The following is a 20,284-nucleotide window of genomic DNA, read 5'->3' on the forward strand; positions in this document are numbered from 1 at the left end:
GCGGTCGTGAGAGGGGGGCGGGAGCGGTCGTGAGAGGGGGCTCGGGAGCTGCCGGTCGTCAGCCCGCGTCGTCGGCGAGCTCCGCGACCCCGGTGATCCGGTGCAGCGGATACGTGCGGACCTCGTCCGCGGTGTGGTCGTACGCCGTGACGAAGCCGCCCTCGACGCGGATCGGCGCGATGACCCGCTGGCTGGCGGCGCCCTCGGCGTTGACGTAGCCGATCCACAGGGCCTCGCCGGTGAGGACGGCGGCCTGCATGGTGGCGAGGGTCTCGGCCGCACCGGTGCGGGGCAGCTCGCCGTTGGCCGCCGGGGCCGCGCCGGGCTTGCGCGGGGTGGTGGAGGCGAGGTCGCCGGCCCGGATGGCGCGCAGCGCGGCCGCGAGGAGGGTGTCGTCGGGGACCGGCGGGCCGTCCGGGACCGGCTCGGGCGCGGTGCGCGGCGGGGTGCGGTGGGCCAGGGCGCGGGTGATCAGCACATCGCCCTCGGCGGACTCGGCGGCCGGCGCGAACCCCATCGCCCGCAGGCCTTCCAGGAGCCCGGCCGGATCGGCCTGCGCGGCCAGCACGGTCGGGGCGAGCCGGCGCAGCCCCAGCCCGGCGGCCCGCTTGTCGGCGAGGATCTCGCTGAGCACCGCGTCGTCGTCGCAGCGCACGTACGCCGAGGCCGCGCCGACCCGGAGGTGGCCGTGCCGCCGGGCCACGTCGTCGATCAGGTACGCGAGCGGCTGCGGCACCGGCGTGCGGGAGTGCGCGGCGAGGAAGGCGTGCAGATCGGAGGCGGCCTGCCCGGCGTCCAGCGCCCGCCGCACCGAGCCGGGCGTGAACCGGTAGACCGTCGCCCCGCCCTTGGACTCGACGTCCGCCAGCACGCCCAGCATGTCCGCGAGCGGCCGTTGCAGGGGGCCGGGCGCCACCGCCGTCAGGTCGGCCTGGAGCAGCACGTGGTCCAGCGGCTCGGGCAGCAGCCGTGCGAGCAGCCGGGCCGCGGCGGCCGAGGCCACGGCCTGTTCGGCGGGGGAGAGGGCGGTGAGCGGGGCGGGGCGGTGATGGTGGTGGACGGGCAGCTTGTCCCCCGGCCCGGAGGGTTCCGCTTCCGGGCCGGGCGCGGGAGCCGCGGGCGCGCCCAGCAGGGCCCGGCCCTGCGCCGACAGCGCGCCCCGGCCCGTGACACCCAGCTGCTCCGCCTCGGACAGCGCCCACTCGGCGAGCCGGCCGCGCAGATCGTCCTCGCGCCGGTCGCCGCGCAGGGGCCGCTCCCAGCGCAGCCGGGCCAGCACCGACCCGGCGGCCGGTGCGGCGCCCTCCGGCAGCCCGGCCAGCAGCGCCAGCACCCGGTGCCGTACCTCGGGCGCGGCCGAGCGGTCCAGGCCCGGCCCGAGCGCCGACAACGTACGGTCCTTCGCGTCCCGCCCACCCACCAGCCCGGCCGTGCGGGTCGCCGCGAGCCAGGCCGTGACCAGCCGCGACCAGCGCTCGGCGGGGGGCAGTTCCAGCCACTCGTCGTACGCCGGGGTCGCCGCGTACCGCTCGTCGGCCTCGCCGTCCGAGGCGATCAGGCCCGCCGCGTACGCCAGTTCCACCCAGAACGCGGCGACCGGCTCGGGCACGTCCAGCGCGACGGCCGTCCGCTTCAGGTCGCGCACGCTGAGCCCGCCGGCCCGCAGCACCACGGGCCCGCCCTCGTCCCAGTCCTTCAGCAGCTCCCCGACGGTCGCGAGCGCGGTGTACGCCTGTCCGGCCGCCGCGCTGTCCACAACCTGTGGACGGTGAACGGCCGCCGTCTCCACGACCGGCGGCACGGGCTCGGGCGCCCGGTGCGCCAGCCCCCGCCGCAGATGCAGGGCGACCTCGCGCGGCAGGACGACCGTCCCCGGCGCGGTCGGCAGCAGCAGTCCGCGGTCCAGCAGCCAGCGCAGCCGGGGCGCCGGATCGGCCGTGACCTGACCGTACGGCGGTCCCCACACCAGGCGTTCCAGCACGTCGAGGGAGTCGGCCGGGGCGTCGGCGAGCAGTGCGGCCATCCGGGCCCGGTCCGTGAACAGGCCGGCCAGGGCGGTCACCGCGGAGACCGAGTCGTGCGTCGAGGCCAGTCCGGCGGCCGTGACGATCTCCTGGATCCGGCCCGGCGACATCCCGGCGGTGGCCTCCTGGACCGTCGGGCCGAGCCCGGTCGGCGAGGGGTGCTGCGGCGAGGGCGCCAGCAGTTCACGCGCCGTGCGCACCAGTCGCAGCCTGTCGTCGTCGCCCCACACCAGGGCCTGCTCGCGCAGCAGGTCCAGGGCGTGCGGCAGCGCGGCGACGACGGCCGGGTCCGCGTCGTCCCCGGCCATGAGCCCGAGCAGTTCGCCGTACGCCGCCGGGTCCGCCGCCACGGCCAGCGCCTCCGCCGTCTGCAACGCGAACCGGTCCAGCCGCTCCAGCGCCCGCACGACCGAGGCGCGGGTGCCGGCCCGGGTCGCGAGCTGGGTGAGGTCGGTGGGGACGGGCGTGATGAGATCCGGGCGGCTGCGCAGGAGCGCGCCCAGCGAAGCGTCGCCCCGCGCGCGGAGCGCTTCCGCGAGGGAGCGGGGGGCCGGGGGCCTGTCCTCGGTGCTCATCCGGTCCACGGTAGCGGGTCGGCCCCGGCGGCCGGGCCGACTGTGCGGGGCCGCGGCCGCGGCTCCCTCCCCGAACGCGGGACGGGGTTTTGGCCGCTTCGTGGGCACTCGCGGTACCGTCGTGCGACGGCGTCACGCAACGCACCCGCCCCGGAGGGGACTTCGTGGGGATTGAGAGCGACCAGGTCGTTTACGAGTATCTGAGCCGCGTCGGCGACGTGGCCCAGCAGCGGCAGTTGTCGTCGGCCACCCGGATGCGTCTGGTCGCGGACCTGCGCAACGAGATCGACAAGCGCCGCGCGAAGGCCACCGTCGACTCGCCCGCCGCCGTCCGCCGCATCCTGACCCGCCTGGGCAGCCCCGACGACGTCGTGACCGCGGCAGCGGACGGTACGGGCGGTGAGCTGCACGGCGCCGCCCCCGCCTCCGTCCCCGTGCAGCGCGAGGCCGAGCCGGAGGAGCGGGCGAAGGGCGTCATGCGGCGCGTCGTACCGCGTCCCCGGCCGTCACGGTCCGCCGGGGAGCCGCACCCCGCCCCCTCCGACGGCCCGGCCCCGCCGCACCTGGCCGCCGGGCACGAGCTCGGCGACAGCGCGCTCCAGCCGGACTGGTGGAGGGTCGACAGCAGCCCCTTCGGCGTGGGCGACGAGGTGCCGGGGTTCGTGGGCGGTGTGGAGGTGCCGGACCTGCTGAAGCCGCCGGCGCCGCGGAAGCCGGAGAAGGAGAAGCCGGACTCCGAGGACGCCGCCCCGGTCGTCGAGACGGCCGAGGTGACCGAGAAGGGCGGCCGCCGCCGGCTCCCGCGCCTGACCGGCACGAACTGGAGCAACCCGCTCCTCCTGATCGCCGCGGGCTTCCTGGTCGCCGGTGCCGTGCTCGGCAACTGGTTCGTCCTCCTGCTCGGCTGGCTCATCGCCTACGCGTCCCGCCGCCTCACCCAGGCCGAGACGAAGTGGGCGGTCGTCATCCTGCCGAGCCTCTCCGTGGTGGGAGGCCTGGTCTGGCTGTGGGGCCGGATGAACGGCCGCTGGGGCGACCCGATCGCCGACGGCCACATGAACGCCGCGGTGGCGGAGACCTGGCCGTGGGTGGTCAGGGGCGCGGCGGTGGCGTCGGCCCTGTTCCTGGTGTGGCGTTCACAGCGCTCGCGCTAGGGCCGCCACAGCCGGTCGCCTGTCGTTCACACCCTCTGGGCACAATGGCCCATATGGCCTTCATGACCCCGCCCGCGCTCACCGTCGGCTTCGACCTCGACATGACCCTCATCGACTCCCGGCCCGGCATCCGCGCCTGCTACCAGGCGCTGTCCGAGCGGACGGGCACGTACATCGACGCCGACCTGGCGGTCACGCGGCTCGGGCCGCCGCTGGCCGAGGAGCTGATCAACTGGTTCCCGGCCGAGGAGATCGCGGTCATGGCGGACCTGTACCGCGCGATGTACCCGACCATCGCCATCACCGCGACGCCGGCGATGACCGGCGCCCGGGAGGCCATCGCGGCCGTACGGGAGGCCGGTGGACGCGCGATAGTCGTCACCGCCAAGTACGAGCCCAACGCCAAGCTGCACCTCGCCCACCTGGGCATCGAGCCCGACGCCGTCATCGGCGACCTGTGGGCCGAGCAGAAGGCCGAGGCCCTGCGCGAGCACGACGCGGGCGTCTACGTCGGCGACCACGTCGGGGACGTCCGCGGCGCCCGGAGGGCCGGGGCGCTCTCGGTCGCCGTGGCCACCGGGCCGTGCCCCGAAGAGGAACTGCGCGTGGCGGGCGCGGACGTCGTCCTCGCCGATCTGACCGAATTCCCGCGGTGGCTTTCGGACTACCGTCCCGCGCGCGCCTGACGGCGGCCCGCCGCCACGGAACGCAGCACTCCCGCACCGGCCATCAGGAATCCGACGGCCATGAGCATGCTCAATCCGAACATGTACGTCGGAAAGGGAGTCGTCCCGAGGAACAGCGGGGCGACCGTGACCAGTGTGGCCAGGGCACCGATGAAGAAGACGACGGCTCCGGCACGGACCAGGCGGTCACCGGGAGCGGCGGAATTCGTTTGGGTTTTGTCACGCACCCGACCAGGGTAGTTCCCAGCGCGAAGGAACAACCGGGTGACGTCTTGTCACCGGCTGCAAGAGCATTAGCCTGGGTACCGGCGGGTCCGTACGACCCGCCCGAGTGCTATCAAGAGCCGTTTCCAGAAGCAGTTTTCCGACGAGTACGAGGACGAGGACAGACATGCCCACCGGCAAGGTCAAGTGGTTCAACGGCGAGAAGGGCTTCGGCTTTCTCTCCCGCGACGACGGCGGTGACGTCTTCGTCCATTCCTCGGTCCTCCCCGCCGGAGTCGAGACGCTCAAGCCGGGTCAGCGCGTGGAGTTCGGCGTCGTCGCCGGACAGCGCGGCGACCAGGCGCTGTCCCTGGCGATTCTGGATCCGACCCCGTCCGTCGCCGCCGCGACCCGCAGGAAGCCGGACGAGCTGGCCTCCATCGTCCAGGACCTGACGACCCTCCTGGAGAACATCACGCCGATGCTGGAGCGCGGCCGCTACCCCGAGAAGACCGCCGGCAAGAAGATCGCCGGCCTGCTGCGCGCGGTCGCCGACCAGCTGGACGTCTGAGACCTCAGGGAAAGCGCAGCGAGTCCGGGCCGAGGGGCGGTACGAGTCCCTCGGCCGCCGCGCGTGTCAGCAGCCCGCGCACGGCCGCGTAGCCGTCCTCGCCCAGGTCCGCGGTGAACTCGTTGACGTACAGCCCGATGTGCTGGTCGGCGACGGCCGGGTCCATCTCCTGGGCGTGCTCCATGACGTACGGCCGGGACGCCTCGGGATCGTCCCAGGCGGCGCGCACGGACGTGCGGATCGAGTCGGCCAGCAGCCGCAGCTTCTGCTCGCCCAGCGACCGCTTGGCGATGATCGCGCCCAGCGGGATGGGCAGCCCCGTGGTGTTCTCCCAGTGCTCGCCCATGTCGGCGAGCTTGTGCAGCCCGTAGCTGCGGTACGTGAAGCGCGCCTCGTGGATCACGAGCCCCGCGTCGACCTTGCCGTCCCGCACGGCCGGCATGATCTCGTGGAACGGCATGACGACGATCTCGCCGACCCCGTCGGCCACGGTGTCCGCGGCCCACAGCCGGAACAGCAGATAGGCGGTGGACTTCTCACTGGGCACGGCGACGGTCCGGCCGGTCAGGTCGGTGTCCGCCTCCCGCGTCAGCACCAGCGGCCCGCAGCCCCGCCCGAGCGCGCCCCCGCAGGGCAGCAGGGCGTAGTCGTCGAGGACGTAGGGCAGCACCGCGTAGGACACCTTCAGCACGTCGAACTCGCCGCGCTCGGCCATGCCGTTGGTGAGGTCGATGTCGGCGAAGGTCACGTCGAGGGCGGGGGCGCCGGGGACGCGGTCGTGGGCGAGGGCGTCGAAGACGAACGTGTCGTTCGGGCAGGGCGAGTACGCGATCTGCAGCTCAACTGTCATGCCGGTTCCAACTCTCCAGTACGGGCGCGAGCTTCCCGAACCCCTCGGTCAAGGCTGCCAGAGCGTCGCCGATCCGCCATGCGGCGCGGTCACGCGGCCCGACGGGGTTGGAGACGGCCCGGATCTCCAGCACGGGTACCCCCTGCGCGGCGGCGGCCTCGGCGACGCCGAAGCCTTCCATGGCCTCGGCGAGGGCGCTGGGGTGCCGCTTCCGCAGCGCGGAGGCCCGGACGGCCGTCCCGGTCACGGTCGACACCGTGAGCACGGCCCCGGTCCTCGCCCCGGCGCTCTCGGCGACCCGCCGCACGAGATCCGCCGGCGGCTCGTGCCTGACGGTCCCGAACCCGAGCTCGGTCACCGGAAGGAACCCGTCCTCGGTCTCGGCCCCCAGATCGGCCGCGACGATCCCGTCGGCGACCACGAGCGACCCCACGGGCGCCTCGGGCTGGAACCCGCCCCCGATCCCGGCCGACACGACCAGGCCGTAGGGCGCGCCCTTCAGGGCGGCGGCGGTGAGCGCGGAGGCGGTGGAGGCGGCGGCGAGCGCGGGCCCCACGCCGCCGGCGATCACATCAAACGAACACCCGGCGGCGCCGCCGTGGGCAGTCGTTCCGCTGGGGCGGAACGGGTGGGCACGGCCGACAGCGCCGAGTACCGCTTCATCGGCCCCCAGGGGCACGCCCAGCCCCGCGGCCACAGCGTCCCTCTCCACGGGAACAGCCGTGGCCACCAGAATCCGGCCGAGCCCGGCGGCAGCGATCAGGCGTCCTTCTTGAGCTTGAAGTTCCAGAGCCCGGAGGTGTCCTTGTCGCCTTCCTTGATGGAGACCAGCGTCGAGTTGCCCTGCGCGCCGTACTGGGCGTTGAAGAACACGCTGCCCGGAATCGTGCGGTAGGTCTTCGTGCTGGAGTCGGTCAGAGGCTGACCGTTCATCAGGATCGTCCAGCCGTTGTCGGCGATCTCGGGGTCGACACCGAAGCGCACCGTCTCGTCGGGGTCGACGGAGATGCTCTTGATGCCCTTGTCCTTCAGGCACCCGGCGAGATCGGACGGCTTCAGGGCGTCGCCCTCGCCGCCGCAGGTGGCCTCGGAGTTCACCGTGTCGCTGCCCACGGTGACCGTGGCCATCGGCGTCGGCTTGTCACAGGCCGACAGGACGAGCAGTCCGGCGGATACGACGCCGGCGACGGCGACGGCGCGGCGGCGTCGCACAACGGATTGCAACGTGTTCATGGGCGAAGGCTATAGGGCGCGTGGGTCGCACCGCCCACGCGGGGTACGGCTCCCCCGGAGATCCATCAGAAGGGCCCTACGCGACACGCGCCCGCCCCGAGCCCCCGCGCCGCGCCGAGCCGATCAGCCCCCGCACGGTCGTCAGCCACCCCACGCCGACGATCGCGGCGCCCACCGCCAGCCCGGCCGTGCCCGTGAGCGGCATCGCGATGCCGACCGCCCCGCCCAGCACCCACGACATCTGCAGCAGCGTCTCGGAGCGGGCGAAGGCCGATGTACGGACGCTCTCGGGCACGTCCCGCTGGATCAGCGCGTCCAGCGACAGCTTGGCCAGGGCCTGCGCGAACCCGGCGATCGCGGCCAGCCCGGCCACCATGACGGCGCCGAAGAACGCCGCGGCCGTGATCGCCGCGCCCGCCACGCACGCCACGACCGTCACGATGATGATCTCCGGCGCCCGGGACCGCAGCCACGCCCCGACGGCCGTACCGAGCGCGTTGCCCACGCCCGCCGACACGCCCACTATCCCCAGCGACACGGCGGCGCTCTGGCCGGAGACCGGGTGCTCTCGAAGCAGGAACGCCAGGAAGAAGATCAGGAACCCGGTCAGACAGCGGATGGCGGCGTTGGCGGCCAGGGCGTGGGTGACGGCCGGGCCGACCGTGCGCAGCCCGGGGCGCTTGACGGGCTGCCGGTGCGGCCCGTGCAGGTGCTGCTCGTCCGCCGCCAGCAGAGCGCGGTCCTCGCCCTTGGCGGAGTCGACCTTCGGCGGCAGCGTGAACGACAGGATCGTCCCCGCGACGAACAGCACGAAGGCGCCGAAGAGGGGCCAGCGCGGCCCGATCTGCTGGAGCCCGGCCCCGACCGGCGCGGCGATGCCGGTGGCGAGGAGGCCGCCGAGGGTGACGCGCGAGTTGGCCTTCACCAGGGAGAAGCGCGGTGGCAGCAGCCGGGGCACGACGGCGCTTCTGACCACGCCGTACGCCTTCGACGAGACGAGGACGCCCAGCGCGGCCGGATACAGCTCCAGGCCGCCGCTGACGACCGCGCCCGACAGGACGATCGCGAGCAGCGCCCGGGCGAGCATCGCGCAGGCCATCGCCGCGCGGCGGCCGTGCGGGACGCGGTCGAGGAGGGGGCCGACCACCGGCGCGAGGAGGGTGAAGGGCGCCATGGTGATGGCGAGGTACAGCGCGACCCGGCCCCGGGCCTCGTCGGTCGGCACGGAGAAGAACACGGTCGACGCGAGGGCGACGGTGATCATCATGTCTCCGGCGCCGTTCACACCGTGCAGTTCGATCAGCTTGCCGAGGCCGGACTCGCCGGCGCCGTGCGCGTGGGTGGCCTTGCGGATTCCGCGGGCCGTGCCCGTCACGGGGAAGTGCAGGGCACGGCCGACCGCGCGGAAGGAGCCGCCCAGACGGCCCCGTCCGTTCAGTCGGCTGCTTCCCTTGACCCCTTTCGACCCACCGGTCCCGGTGGCGCCCGGGGGTGTCTTCGCGGCTGCCACGACGTCATAGTGCCCCGAGAAGGCTGTGGGTAGTGCCATTACCGCTTGTATAGGGCCTGTGGGGTGACTGTCCGGGGGCGGGACGGGGTCGGGTGGGCGGTGCAACAGGACCGCCGGTGTACGCGAAGTGGGGCGGAAGGGTAGCGTGCGTATCTCAGCCATCCCGCAAAATGGATGAAGGATGTCGACGCGGTCCCCCGGTCCGCTCCGTCCGCCCCCGCGCTGGGAGTGGCGCACTCGTGAGACGGCGTATGGAGAGAAGCGATACCTGTGAGCGCAGCGACAACGCGAAGCCGCACCCCTGACCGTCTGTGTGCCGAGGCCGTCGACCTCGCCCGCGCCGCAGCCGAGGAGGCCGCCGCGCCGGGCATCGTCGGCGAACACGTGGGGCTGGTCTCCGAGGGGGACCGCGTCGTCACGCACTTCTTCCAGTGCCTAAAGCTCGGGTACCGGGGCTGGCGCTGGGCCGTGACGGTGGCACGGGCGTCCCGGGCGAAGATCGTCACGGTGGACGAGGCCGCGCTGCTGCCCGGCCCGGACGCGGTGCTGGCGCCCGAGTGGGTGCCGTGGAGCGAGCGGCTGCGGCCCGGCGACATGGGGCCGGGCGACCTGCTGCCCACCGACGCCGAGGACCTGCGGCTGGAGCCGGGCTACACGGGCGAGGACGAGCCCGCGCCGAACGTTCCCGTGTCGCACGAGATGGCCGACCTGGTGGAGGCGGAGGACGCGGACCTCGCCACGGGCCCCTCGTCCGGCTTCACGGTCGCCCCCCTGCGCGGTTCGATCCCGGCGATCGCCGAGGAACTGGGCATGCGCCGGGCCCGCGTCCTGTCCCGCTACGGCCTGCACACCGCGGCCGACCGCTGGGAGGAGGCGTTCGGCCCCAAGACGCCCATGGCCCAGTCGGCCCCCGCCGCCTGCGTCAGCTGCGGCTTCCTCGTCCCCATCGGCGGCTCCCTCGGTCAGGCCTTCGGCGCCTGCGCCAACGAGTTCTCCCCGGCCGACGGCCGCCTGGTCTCCCTCGCCTACGGCTGCGGCGGCCACTCCGAGGCCGCGGTCATGCCCCGCCCGCCCCAGCCGCCCGCCCCGGTCATCGACGAGACCCGCGTCGACCCGTTCCCGCTCCGCCCCTCCTCGGACTCCGGCTCGGTGACCCCGACGGCGGACGCGGACACGGAGGAACTGGGCCACTCGTAGCCGCCGGCGGCCGACCCGGCGCGGGGTGCTGTGCGCCGCCGCGTCATCGAGGGCGCGCACGAACAGGGGCCCTGCGCCGTCGAGTCAACGGCGGTCCGCCCGGAGAGGGCGCCCCCGCGTCGCGGTGGCCCGCGCCGGGCGGGCGCACGGTGGGTGCTTCTCAGGCGGTACCTTCGTCCTCACGTCCACGAGGAGAAGGAACGGAACGTGAGCAGCAAGTTCGTGCGGCCCGCCGCCGAGGGGGCCGATCCGTTCGGTACCGCCCGCCTGCGACGCGGTGTCCTCGACGCCTGGGCCACCAGCCCCGCCCGGTTCCGCGAGGACGCCAACGCCGAGGAGGACCTGGTCCTCGGCGGCTACCGGGACCGGCTCGTCGTGGAGCTCGCCCAGAACGCCGCCGACGCCGCGGCCCGGGCCGCAGTGCCGGGACGGCTGCGGCTCACCCTGCGCGACGGGGTGCTCGTCGCCGCCAACACCGGCGCCCCGCTGGACGCGGCCGGGGTCGAGTCGCTGTCCACGCTGCGGGCGTCCGCCAAGCGGGACACGCGGGACACGTCCTCCGTGGGGCGGTTCGGTGTCGGCTTCGCCGCCGTGCTCTCCGTCACCGACGAGCCCGCCGTCGTCGGCCGGCACGGCGGTGTGCGGTGGTCGCTCGCCGAGGCCAGGGCACTGGCCGCCGAGACCGCCCGGCACAGCCCAGGCCTCGGGGACGAGGTCCGGCGGCGCGACGGCCACGTCCCCCTGCTGCGGCTGCCGTACGCCGCCGAGGGCACCGCCCCCGCCCCGTACGACACCGCCGTCATCCTGCCGCTGCGGGACGCGGCCGCCGCCGATCTCGCCGAGCGGCTCCTGAGGGCCGTCGACGACGCCCTGATGCTCACCCTCCCCGGACTCGAAGAGCTCGTCGTCGAGATCAACGGGGAGAACCCGCGGACCCTCACCCGCCGTACCGACGGTGCCTTCACCGTCGTCGACGACTCCGTCCACGGCGTCACCCACTGGCGCACCGCGGCGGCCCACGGCCCCCTCACCCCCGACCTCCTCACCGACCGGCCCGTCGAGGAGCGGCTGCGGCCCCACTGGTCGGTCACCTGGGCCGTCCCCGTGGACAGCGACGGCAGCCCCGCCCGGCCCCGCACCAGCGCGGTCGTGCACGCCCCCACGCCGAGCGACGAACCGCTCGGCGTCCCCGCGCTGCTCATCGCCTCGTTCCCGCTGGACTCCACCCGCCGGCACGCCGCCCCCGGCCCGCTGACCGACTTCCTCGTCCAGCGCGCGGCCGACGCCTACACCGAACTCCTCGGCGACTGGCGGCCGGTGACCTCCGGGATCATCGGCCTGGTGCCCGGCCCGCTCGGCAAGGGCGAGCTGGACGGCGCCCTGCGCCAGGCGATCCTGGACCGGCTGCCGCGGACCTCCTTCCTGCCACCCGCGCTGCCCCCGCGCGAGGGCGACGACCTGCCCGAAACCCTGCGGCCCCGGGACGCCGAGATCGTCGAGGGCGCGGGCGCGGACACCGTGCGGGTGCTCGCCGAGGTGCTGCCCACGCTGCTGCCCGCCGGGCTGGAGCGCCGCGCCGAGCTGCGGACCCTGGGCGTCGCCCGCGTCCCGCTGACCGACGCGATCGACCGCCTCGCCGGCTTGGAGAAGGAACCCGGCTGGTGGCGGCGGCTCTACGACAGCCTGGCCGGGATCGACCCGGACCGCTTGTCGGGGCTCCCGGTCCCGCTCGCCGACGGCCGGACGACCATCGGGCCCCGGCAGATCCTGCTGCCCGGCGCGGAGGCCGCCGGGATCGACCCCGAGGTGCTGGCCCGGCTCGGACTGAAGGTCGCCCACCCGGACGCCGCCCACCCGATCCTGGAGAAGCTCGGCGCGCTGCCCGCGACACCCCGGGCCGTCCTCACCACCCCGCAGGTCCGGGCCGCCGTCGCCGCGTCCCTGGACGACGAGGGCGCCGTGAACTGGGAGGAGGACGTCCTCGACGCCGACGAACTGGCCGACACCGTGCTCGCGCTCGTGCGGGACGCCGGCCTGGAACCCGGTGACGAGCCCTGGCTCGGCGCGCTCGCCCTGCCCGACGAGGACGGCGAACCGGCCCCGGCCTGCGAACTCGTCTATCCCGGCAGCCCCTTCGCCCAGGTCATGCGCGAGGGCGAACTCGCCGCCGTGGACGCCGAGCTGGCCGGCAAGTGGGGCGAACAGCCGCTGGCCGCCTGCGGTGTCCTGGTGAACTTCGCGATCGTCCGCGCCACCGACGTCGTCCTCGACCCGGACGAACTGGATCCCCACGAGGGCGACTTCGCCGCACCCGACGACGCGGGCCTGCTGGACGCCGTCGACGTGTGGTGCGAGGACATCCTCGACCGCTTCCCGGACAGCCCGGTGCCACCGGTCGCCACCGAGATCGTCGCCGTCCGTGACCTCGACCTCGTCGACGAGGACAAGTGGGCGCAGGCGCTGGCGCTGCTGTCCCGGCCGCCCCTGCGGGACGCCATCGTGCAGCCCGTGCGGATCCTGCTGCCGGACGGGACGCACGAGGTCGTCCGGCCGTACACCGCGTGGTGGCTGCGCGGGAACCCCGTCCTCGCCGGCCGCCGCCCGGCCGGTCTTCGGGCGGCCGGCGGCGACCCGCTGCTGCGCGGGCTCTACGACGAGGCCGACGCGACCGGGTTCGAGGACGAACAGGTGCTGCGGGCGCTGGGCGTGCGGACGTCCGTCGCCGCGCTGCTGGACGAGCCCGGCGGCGCCGCCGAACTGCTGGAGCGGCTCGCCGACCCCGAGCGCGAGGTGACGGGCGCTCAGCTGCACGCCCTGTACGGGGCGTTGGCCGAGCTGGACCCCGAGCAGGTGACCCTGCCGGACGACCTGCGGGCCGTCACCGACGGCCGGGTGGAGGTCGTGGACGCGGCCGACGCCGTGGTGTGCGACTCGCCCGACCTGCTGCCGTTCACCGAGGGCGTCCCCCTGCTTCCCGTACGGCCGTCCCGCGCCGCCGACCTGGCCGAACTGTTCCAGGTGCGGCGGCTCAGCGAGTCCGTCACCGGGGAGGTCACCTCCGAGGGCACCGAGCACGACGTCCCGGAGCCGGTGCGGGTGCTGCTCGGCCCGAACACCCCGTCCTTCTACATCGAGCACGAGGAACTCGTCGTCGACGGCGTGGAGATCGACTGGCGGCTCACCGACGACGGCGTCCTGCACGCGGCCACCCTGGAGGGCGTCGCCGCGGGGCTCGCCTGGGCGGCGGGGCAGTGGCCGCGGCGCTTCGAGGTGGCGGCACTGCTGGAGGACCCGTCCCGGACCGAGGAACTGGCGCGGGACCGGTGGTTCGACTGAGCCGACGGTGACGGGCGACCGAGCCGACGGTGACGGGCGACCGAGCCGACGGTGACGTGCGACCGCTCGTGGAAAATTCCGCACACATTCGTCCACGCCGACTCCGGCCGTTCGGCCTTCGTCGGAGCCGTGGACGGCGCGCCGATCGCCTTGAACGTGACCTTCTCCTCGGTCAAGGTCAACAACGGCAAGAACATCGCCGTCGGGACCACGAACGTGGTCAAGGTCCCCGTGTCCTTCACGCTGACCCACGGCAAGGAAGTGAACATCCACGCCGCGGACTTCTTCGCGGGCGTCGAGCTGTACCGCGGTGCCTCGTTCGAGGACTCGATCTTCTTCTTCGACAGCAACGACGCGACCTGCACGGACTCGTCCGCGACCGTCGCGAGCTGCAAGGCCACCGTCGCCATCGACCCGTTCGCGCTGCTGAACGAGGACGCCGGCTCCTGGAAGGCGGCCGCGTTCGCGGTCGCGTTCAACGGCGAGGACCCCGAGGACCCGAACCTGGACAACGTGGGCGTCGCGGTGAAGGACCCGACGAACTCCTTCAAGCTCCAGCGCTACTCGAAGCTGACGGTCAACGCCTCGCCCGAGCCGGTGAAGAAGGGCAAGACCATCACGGTCACCGGCAAGCTGTCCCGCGCCAACTGGGACGACAACAAGTACCACGGCTACACCAACCAGTCGGTGAAGCTGCAGTACCGCAAGAAGAGCTCCAGCACCTACACCACCGTGAAGACCATCAAGTCGAACTCCACGGGCGAGCTGAAGACCACCGTCACGGCGTCGGCGGACGGCTACTTCCGCTACTCCTTCGCGGGCACCACGACCACCCCGGCGGTCAACGCCACGGGTGACTTCGTCGACGTGCAGTAACAGCGCCTGAGCGACGACGACACCGCCGGTCCCGGAGCCATGCCGGGGCCGGCGGCATCGTCCGTACACCGGGCATGTGCCACGCGTTCGTCAAACGTTGCGGACGAGACGGCAGAACCCGGGTCCGGCCCTACAACCCCGCCGGGGGCTCGTGGATCTGATCGCGTGAGTCAACAGACTCCGCGATCACTTCTCTCCCTGGGGAAACACATGCACATGCGAGCCACCGTGGCCGCCGTCGCCACGGGCGACTACGTCGACGTCCGGTAGGACCGGGCCCCCTAAGGGGTCCTTTCACTATGAGTGTCCGATCAGGGCGCGTGGTCTGGTGCCGTGCGTCGCAAGGCGCCGGGAAGCCCTCGTAGCGGAGCTACTAGGGCTTTTCGGCAACGCGGCGAGGTGCGGTGCCAGACCACGCGACCCGGACGGGCATAGTGAAAGGACCCCTAAGCGGGCACGCGGCGGTCGACCCACCTCCACAGGAGTTCCAGGGCGGCCGCCGCCACCGCCGCGATGCCGACCGCGATCCACGGCATCGTCATCCCCACCAGCTTCAGCGCGAAGAAGTGCTGCAGCCACGGCACGACCAGCACCACCAGGAACGCCCCGGCCATGGAGGCGACCAGGGCGATACGCCACCAGGTGTACGGGCGGGCGATGATCGCCAGCACCCACATCGAGATCAGGAACAGCGTCAGCGTCGCCGCACTCGTCTCCGCGTCCAGCGCCCCCGGCCCCGTGTAGTGCTCCCGGGCGATGAGGTACGTCGCGAAGGTCGCCACCGCCGCCACGACCCCGCCCGGGATCGCGTACCGCATGACCCGCCGTACGAAGTTCGGCTTCGCGCGCTCCTTGTTGGGCGCGAGCGCCAGGAAGAACGCCGGGATGCCGATCGTCAGCGTCGACAGCAGGGTCAGATGGCGCGGCAGGAACGGGTACTCCACCTGGGAGCACACCACCAGGACGGCCAGCAGCACCGAGTAGACCGTCTTGACCAGGAACAGCGTCGCCACCCGCGTGATGTTGCCGATGACCCGGCGCCCCTCGGCGACCACCGACGGCAGCGTCGCGAAGCTGTTGTTCAGCAGCACGATCTGCGCCACCGCCCGGGTCGCCTCCGAGCCGGAGCCCATCGCCACGCCGATGTCGGCGTCCTTCAGCGCGAGCACGTCGTTCACCCCGTCGCCCGTCATCGCGACCGTGTGCCCGCGCGACTGCAGCGCTCCCACCATGTTCCGCTTCTGCTGCGGGGTGACCCGCCCGAACACCGTGCCGTCGTCGAGCGCGTCGGCCATGCCGTCCCGCTCGGCGGGCAGCCGGCGCGCGTCCACGGTCGTGCCGGACAGGCCGAGCTTGGCGGCGACCGCCCCGACCGAGACCGCGTTGTCGCCGGAGATGACCTTGGCCCGGACGTTCTGGTCGGCGAAGTAGCGCAGTGTGTCCGCGGCGTCCGGCCGCAGCCGCTGCTCCAGCACGACCAGGGCGGTGGGCCGCGCCCCCTTCGTCACCTCCGGATCGTCCAGGTCCCGCGTGACCCGCACCAGCAGCAGCACCCTCAGGCCCTGCTCGTTCAGCCGCCCGGTCTCGGCCAGGGCCGGATCGTCCTCCGCCAGCAGCACGTCGGGCGCGCCCAGCAGCCACCGGCCGGTCTGCCCGTCGCTTTCGCTGAACACGGCACCGCTGTACTTGCGGGCGGAGGAGAACGGCAGGGCCTCGGTGCAGCGCCAGCCGTCGACGGCGGGGTAGGCGTCGATGATCGCCTTCAGGGACGCGTTCGGCCGCGGGTCCGACTCGCCGAGCGCGCCGAGCACCTGCCGTACGTAGGTCTCGTCGGTGCCCTGGAGCGGGCGCAGCTCGGTGACGTCCATGCCGCCCTCGGTGAGGGTGCCGGTCTTGTCGAGGCAGACCGTGTCGACCCGGGCGAGTCCCTCGATGGCGGGCAGCTCCTGCACCAGGCACTGCTTGCGGCCCAGGCGGATCACGCCGATGGCGAAGGCGACCGAGGTGAGCAGGACGAGCCCCTCGGGGACCATCGGGACGATGCCGCCGACGGTGCGGGCGACGGAGTCGTCGAAGGCGTTCTCCTTCACGACCAGCTGGCTGATGATCAGGCCGATCGCGGTCGGGACCATCATCCACGTGACGTACTTGAGGATGGTGGAGATGCCCGACCGCAGCTCGGATTGGACGAGGGTGAAGCGTGAGGCCTCCTCGGCGAGCTGGGCGGCGTAGGCCTCACGGCCGACCTTCGTCGCCTGGAAGGCCCCGCCGCCCGCCACCACGAAGCTGCCCGACATGACCTGGTCGCCCGGCTGTTTGACGACCGGGTCGGCCTCGCCGGTGAGCAGCGACTCGTCGATCTCCAGACCGTCCGCCTCGACGCAGACGCCGTCGACGACGACCTTGTCCCCGGGCCCGATCTCGATCAGGTCGTCCAGCACGATCTCGGACGTGCTGACCTGCGCGGCGGTCCCGTCGCGCCGCACGGTCGGCCTGACCTCGCCGATCAGCGCGAGCGAGTCCAGCGTCTTCTTCGCCCGCCACTCCTGGACGATCCCGATGCCGGTGTTCGCGAGGATCACGAACCCGAAGAGGCTGTCCTGGATCGGCGCGACCACCAGCATGATCAGCCACAGCACGCCGATGATCGCGTTGAAGCGGGTGAAGACGTTCGCACGGACGATCTCGACGGTGGACCGGCTGCTGCGCACCGGCACGTCGTTGACCTGCCCGCGCTCCACCCGTTCGGCGACCTGAGCACCGGTCAGGCCGGTCTCGCGGGAGGTGACCGTCGCCGGCCGTGCGGAGTCGGGCCGGGCACCCGCGTCGAGATGCGTCATGCATTCGACGGTACGTGCGCAATTGCCGCTTCACCCGCTGAATGCGGCGAAGATCCGACCTGGGAAGGACGGACTTCGTGCCGTGGTCGTACGGCAGTTGTACGCCGTCGGACCCCGGTGCCACGCCCGGTTCCACGCCCCTGCCACGCTCCGGTGTCAGCCCGCCCGGCGGGCGGTGAGCAGCAGGTACTCCCACTCCAGGGCCGTCCCGCCCGAGCCCGTGCCCAGATCGCCGTCGCGGGCGAGGTCCACCAGGGCGGCGTCCAGGGCCGCGGCGCGTTCGGGTTCGCCGGCGATGTTCTTGTAGACGCTGATGGTCGGGCCGTAGCGCTCCTTGAAGTAGTCGCGGAACGCCTCGGGCGTCTCGAAGCGGTCGACCCGGACCGTGCGGCGCTCGGCGCGGACGTCCGTGACCCGGTCGCCGAGGAGGGCGCGCACATGGTCCTCGTCCCCCCACAGCGGGGGCGGCTGCGCTCCGGGCGGGGGCGGGGGCGCGTACGGCTTCATCGCGGCGAACATCCGGCCGATGAAGCCCTGGGGCGTCCAGTTCAGCAGCCCGATGGTGCCGCCGGGGCGGCAGACCCGGACGAGTTCATCGGCGGCCTGCTGGTGGTGCGGGGCGAACATGACGCCGACGCAGGACAGCACGGTGTCGAACTCGGCGTCGCCGAACGGCAGGGCCTCGGCGTCGGCCTCCTGCCAGGTGAGGTGCGCACCCTGCTTCTCGGCCACCGCCCGGCCGGCCTCGAACAGCTCCGGCGTCAGGTCGGAGGCCACCACGTCCGCGCCGGCCAGGGCCGCGGGGATCGCGGCGTTCCCGGAGCCCGCCGCCACGTCCAGCACCCGCCCGCCGGAGCGCACCCCGCACGCCTCGACCAGGACCGCTCCCAGCTCGGGGATGACCTCGGCGGCCAGGGAGGGGTAGTCGCCCTGGGCCCACATCGCCCGGTGCTTGGTCTTCAGGGCGCGGTCGGCCTCGGTCACGCTGTTCTGCATCGTCATCGCTGCGCTCCTCACCGGTCGGACGGCGGTTTCGCGCCGACGGTTTTCGAGCGTTTCGCCGCCTTGTACGAGCGTAGGGAGGCGGCGGGGGTGTGTCTCGCCGGAGAGCAGGCAGGAAGGTGCCGTGGGCCCGGGGGCCTATTCGGCCGAGGGGGTCGTCGCCGTCAGGTCCTCGGCGGTCTCCGCCCGCTTGATCGCGGCGTCGCGCTTGCGGACGTACCAGACGCCGATCAGTCCCAGCCCGCCGCCGGCCAGGCAGGTCCACACCCACCAGGTGTGGCCGTGGTCTGCGAACCAGCCGTAGAAGGGGAGCTGGACCAGGAAGAGGACGAACCACAGGATGGTGCCGCCGGTGATGGTGGCGACCACGGGGCCCTCAAGGGGCTCCGGCGCCTCGTGTCTGGGGGTCCACTTCGCCATGGGGACAGCTTACGAGGCGATCAGGTCTACGCGCGGAGATGGCCTACCAGGGACTTATATGTTCATACTGAAACGGTTTGCGCCTGACCACTTCTCTTCGTAGGAAACACCAAACGCATGTCCTCCTCGGCTCCTGCCAAGGCCCCCGCCCCTCAGCAGTCGGGAGCCGGGCCCACGTTCGGCGCACTCGACCGCTTCTTCCGGATCTCCGAGCGGGGCAGCACCCTGCCCCGTGAGGTCCGCGGGGGTCTCGCCACCTTCTTCGCGATGGCCTACATCATCGTGCTGAACCCGATCATCCTCGGCAGCGCCAAGGACATGTACGGTCACCAGCTCGACAACGGGCAGCTGGTCACCGCGACGGCCCTCACCGCCGCACTGACCACCCTCCTCATGGGCGTCATCGGCAACGTCCCGATCGCGCTGGCCGCCGGCCTCGGCGTGAACTCCGTCGTCGCCCTCCAGCTCGCCCCGCGCATGTCCTGGCCGGACGCGATGGGCATGGTGGTCCTCGCCGGGTTCGTGGTCATGCTGCTGGTCGCCACCGGACTGCGCGAGCGCGTCATGAACGCCGTGCCGTTCGGGCTGCGCAAGGCCATCTCCATCGGTATCGGCCTGTTCATCATGCTGATCGGACTCGTGGACGCGGGCTTCGTCTCCCGGATCCCGGACGCCGCCCAGACCACCGTCCCGCTCCAGCTGGGCGGCGACGGTCACCTCGACGGCTGGCCGGTCCTCGTCTTCGTCCTGGGCGTCCTGCTGACCCTCGCGCTGATCGTGCGCAAGGTCTCCGGCGCCATCCTGATCTCGATCGTCGCCATGACCTTCCTCGCGGTGATCATCAACGCGGTGGCCAAGGTGCCGAGCTGGGGCCTGACCACGCCCAAGTGGCCCGGCAACCCGGTCGCGAGCCCCGACTTCGGGCTGATCGGGCAGGTCAGCCTGTTCGGCGGCTTCGGCAAGGTCGGCTTGCTGACCGGCGTGCTCTTCGTCTTCACCGTGCTGCTGTCGTGCTTCTTCGACGCGATGGGCACGATCATGGGCGTCGCCGACGAGGCGAAGCTGACCGACGGCGAGGGGCAGATGCCGGGCATCAACAAGGTGCTGTTCGTGGACGGCCTCGCGGTCGCCGCCGGTGGCGCCAGCTCGTCCTCCGCTACGACCTCCTTCGTCGAGTCCACGGCGGGTGTCGGCGAGGGTGCCCGGACCGGTCTGGCGAACGTCGTCACCGGCGGCCTCTTCGCCGTCGCCCTCTTCCTGACGCCGGTCGCCACGATGGTCCCGTCCCAGGCGGCCACGCCCGCGCTGGTCGCGGTCGGCTTCCTGATCATGGCCGGGTCGGTCAAGGAGATCGACTGGGCGGACTACACGATCGCCGTCCCGGCCTTCGTGACGATGGTGATGATGCCGTTCACCTACTCGATCACCAACGGCATCGGCATGGGCTTCATCACCTTCGCGGTGCTGCGGCTGGCGGCCGGGCGGGGCCGGGAGGTGCCGGTGGCGATGTACGTGGTGTCGGCGGTGTTCGCGTTCTACTACCTGATGCCGGCGCTGGGTCTGACCTGATCCTCGTCACCGGAGTCGGGTGACCCGTAGAACCTCTCCGTCTCCTCCACCGCGGCCTGGAACCGCTGGTCGAAGTCTTCTCGAATGAGCGTCCGGACGACATGGTCCTGGACGCTCATTCCCCTTTTCGCGGCATGGTGCCTGAGCCGTTCGAGCAGGTCGTGGTCTATGCGCAGGCTGAGCACACTGGTCCCCATGACCATGAGGGTCGCGGCACCGTTCGGTGCGGCGGGGCGC

The 20,284-nt window shown here is 72.9% G+C and carries 17 protein-coding genes; 7 read left to right on the top strand and 10 right to left on the bottom strand.

Translation table 11 applies throughout. The annotated features are described in order from the left end of the window. Nucleotides 1–58: 58 nt before the first annotated feature. A complete protein-coding gene (locus HDC93_RS04025; RefSeq protein WP_185007237.1) occupies nt 59–2,599 on the bottom strand; it encodes a helicase C-terminal domain-containing protein in 2,541 nt (846 codons plus the stop codon). Between the two features lie 164 nt (nt 2,600–2,763). Here HDC93_RS04025 and HDC93_RS04030 point away from each other — a divergent pair, with 164 nt between their 5' ends. Together HDC93_RS04030 and HDC93_RS04035 are read left to right on the top strand one after the other, a co-directional pair. Then, nucleotides 2,764–3,753: a hypothetical protein gene (locus tag HDC93_RS04030; protein ID WP_185007239.1), complete on the top strand. Its 990-nt coding sequence runs from the start codon at nt 2,764–2,766 to the stop codon at nt 3,751–3,753. Nucleotides 3,754–3,806: 53 nt separating this feature from the next. Further along, entirely contained in the window at nt 3,807–4,439 is a 633-nt protein-coding gene (locus HDC93_RS04035; protein ID WP_185007241.1) for an HAD family hydrolase, read from the top strand. Here the strand turns inward: HDC93_RS04035 and HDC93_RS04040 are convergent. After that, nucleotides 4,418–4,666, bottom strand: coding sequence for a hypothetical protein (locus HDC93_RS04040; protein WP_031110609.1), 249 nt, complete (start codon nt 4,664–4,666; stop codon nt 4,418–4,420). The two genes, HDC93_RS04035 and HDC93_RS04040, sit on opposite strands and share 22 nt — an antisense overlap. Nucleotides 4,667–4,830: 164 nt before the next feature. Here HDC93_RS04040 and HDC93_RS39225 point away from each other — a divergent pair, with 164 nt between their 5' ends. Continuing rightward, nucleotides 4,831–5,214 carry a cold-shock protein gene (locus HDC93_RS39225; protein ID WP_185007243.1) on the top strand — a complete coding sequence of 128 codons (384 nt, stop codon included), beginning with the start codon at nt 4,831–4,833 and terminating at the stop codon, nt 5,212–5,214. Between the two features lie 4 nt (nt 5,215–5,218). Here HDC93_RS39225 and HDC93_RS04050 read toward each other — a convergent pair whose 3' ends face one another. The 4 genes from HDC93_RS04050 to HDC93_RS04065 form a co-directional block, all read right to left on the bottom strand. Continuing rightward, nucleotides 5,219–6,064, bottom strand: coding sequence for a 1,4-dihydroxy-6-naphthoate synthase (locus HDC93_RS04050; protein ID WP_185007245.1), 846 nt, complete (start codon nt 6,062–6,064; stop codon nt 5,219–5,221). Continuing rightward, nucleotides 6,054–6,854 (bottom strand): futalosine hydrolase, encoded by an 801-nt coding sequence (locus HDC93_RS04055; RefSeq protein WP_260419428.1) that lies wholly within the window; start codon nt 6,852–6,854, stop codon nt 6,054–6,056. The genes HDC93_RS04050 and HDC93_RS04055 overlap by 11 nt, the downstream gene beginning before the upstream one ends. Then, entirely contained in the window at nt 6,824–7,297 is a 474-nt protein-coding gene (locus tag HDC93_RS04060) for a DUF2771 domain-containing protein (RefSeq protein WP_185007247.1), read from the bottom strand. The genes HDC93_RS04055 and HDC93_RS04060 overlap by 31 nt, the downstream gene beginning before the upstream one ends. A 76-nt stretch (nt 7,298–7,373) precedes the next feature. Continuing rightward, the gene (locus HDC93_RS04065; RefSeq protein WP_185007249.1) at nt 7,374–8,807 is read right to left on the bottom strand and encodes an MFS transporter; all 1,434 of its coding nucleotides are present in this window, start codon (nt 8,805–8,807) and stop codon (nt 7,374–7,376) included. Between the two features lie 270 nt (nt 8,808–9,077). Between HDC93_RS04065 and HDC93_RS04070 the strand changes: the two genes are divergently transcribed. From HDC93_RS04070 to HDC93_RS04080, 3 genes are all read left to right on the top strand, one after another. Next, entirely contained in the window at nt 9,078–10,004 is a 927-nt protein-coding gene (locus tag HDC93_RS04070) for a DUF3027 domain-containing protein (protein WP_185007251.1), read from the top strand. A 207-nt stretch (nt 10,005–10,211) separates the two neighbouring features. Beyond that, nucleotides 10,212–13,340 carry a sacsin N-terminal ATP-binding-like domain-containing protein gene (locus HDC93_RS04075; RefSeq protein ID WP_185007253.1) on the top strand — a complete coding sequence of 1,043 codons (3,129 nt, stop codon included), beginning with the start codon at nt 10,212–10,214 and terminating at the stop codon, nt 13,338–13,340. A 129-nt stretch (nt 13,341–13,469) separates the two neighbouring features. Then, entirely contained in the window at nt 13,470–14,216 is a 747-nt protein-coding gene (locus HDC93_RS04080; RefSeq protein WP_185007256.1) for a hypothetical protein, read from the top strand. Between the two features lie 446 nt (nt 14,217–14,662). Here the strand turns inward: HDC93_RS04080 and HDC93_RS04085 are convergent, their stop codons facing one another. The 3 genes from HDC93_RS04085 to HDC93_RS04095 form a co-directional block, all read right to left on the bottom strand. Then, on the bottom strand, nt 14,663–17,056 hold the full coding sequence (locus tag HDC93_RS04085; protein ID WP_185007258.1) for an HAD-IC family P-type ATPase: 2,394 nt from the start codon (nt 17,054–17,056) through the stop codon (nt 14,663–14,665). A gap of 156 nt (nt 17,057–17,212) precedes the next feature. Next, a complete protein-coding gene (locus tag HDC93_RS04090) occupies nt 17,213–18,058 on the bottom strand; it encodes a class I SAM-dependent methyltransferase (protein WP_185007260.1) in 846 nt (281 codons plus the stop codon). A gap of 138 nt (nt 18,059–18,196) precedes the next feature. Next, nucleotides 18,197–18,478, bottom strand: a complete 282-nt coding sequence (locus tag HDC93_RS04095) for a DUF2530 domain-containing protein (RefSeq protein WP_185007262.1) — start codon at nt 18,476–18,478, stop codon at nt 18,197–18,199. A gap of 117 nt (nt 18,479–18,595) precedes the next feature. On the opposite strand from HDC93_RS04095, the gene HDC93_RS04100 reads away from it, so the two are divergent. Continuing rightward, the gene (locus HDC93_RS04100) at nt 18,596–20,047 is read left to right on the top strand and encodes an NCS2 family permease (RefSeq protein WP_185007264.1); all 1,452 of its coding nucleotides are present in this window, start codon (nt 18,596–18,598) and stop codon (nt 20,045–20,047) included. Here HDC93_RS04100 and HDC93_RS04105 read toward each other — a convergent pair. After that, on the bottom strand, nt 20,017–20,250 hold the full coding sequence (locus HDC93_RS04105) for a ribbon-helix-helix protein, CopG family (protein ID WP_185007266.1): 234 nt from the start codon (nt 20,248–20,250) through the stop codon (nt 20,017–20,019). The two genes, HDC93_RS04100 and HDC93_RS04105, sit on opposite strands and share 31 nt — an antisense overlap. Nucleotides 20,251–20,284: the final 34 nt, after the last annotated feature.

Source organism: Streptomyces sp. AK010 (assembly GCF_014207295.1).
GTDB classification, from domain to species: Bacteria; Actinomycetota; Actinomycetes; order Streptomycetales; family Streptomycetaceae; genus Streptomyces; species Streptomyces massasporeus.

Coding starts and splice junctions, on each gene's coding strand:
- HDC93_RS04025 (WP_185007237.1), bottom strand. CDS start 2,599: ATGAGCACCGAGGACAGGCCCCCGGCCCCCCGCTCCCTCGCGGAAGCG.
- HDC93_RS04035 (WP_185007241.1), top strand. CDS start 3,807: ATGGCCTTCATGACCCCGCCCGCGCTCACCGTCGGCTTCGACCTCGAC.
- HDC93_RS39225 (WP_185007243.1), top strand. CDS start 4,831: ATGCCCACCGGCAAGGTCAAGTGGTTCAACGGCGAGAAGGGCTTCGGC.
- HDC93_RS04050 (WP_185007245.1), bottom strand. CDS start 6,064: ATGACAGTTGAGCTGCAGATCGCGTACTCGCCCTGCCCGAACGACACG.
- HDC93_RS04060 (WP_185007247.1), bottom strand. CDS start 7,297: ATGAACACGTTGCAATCCGTTGTGCGACGCCGCCGCGCCGTCGCCGTC.
- HDC93_RS04085 (WP_185007258.1), bottom strand. CDS start 17,056: ATGACGCATCTCGACGCGGGTGCCCGGCCCGACTCCGCACGGCCGGCG.
- HDC93_RS04090 (WP_185007260.1), bottom strand. CDS start 18,058: ATGACGATGCAGAACAGCGTGACCGAGGCCGACCGCGCCCTGAAGACC.
- HDC93_RS04095 (WP_185007262.1), bottom strand. CDS start 18,478: ATGGCGAAGTGGACCCCCAGACACGAGGCGCCGGAGCCCCTTGAGGGC.
- HDC93_RS04100 (WP_185007264.1), top strand. CDS start 18,596: ATGTCCTCCTCGGCTCCTGCCAAGGCCCCCGCCCCTCAGCAGTCGGGA.
- HDC93_RS04105 (WP_185007266.1), bottom strand. CDS start 20,250: ATGGTCATGGGGACCAGTGTGCTCAGCCTGCGCATAGACCACGACCTG.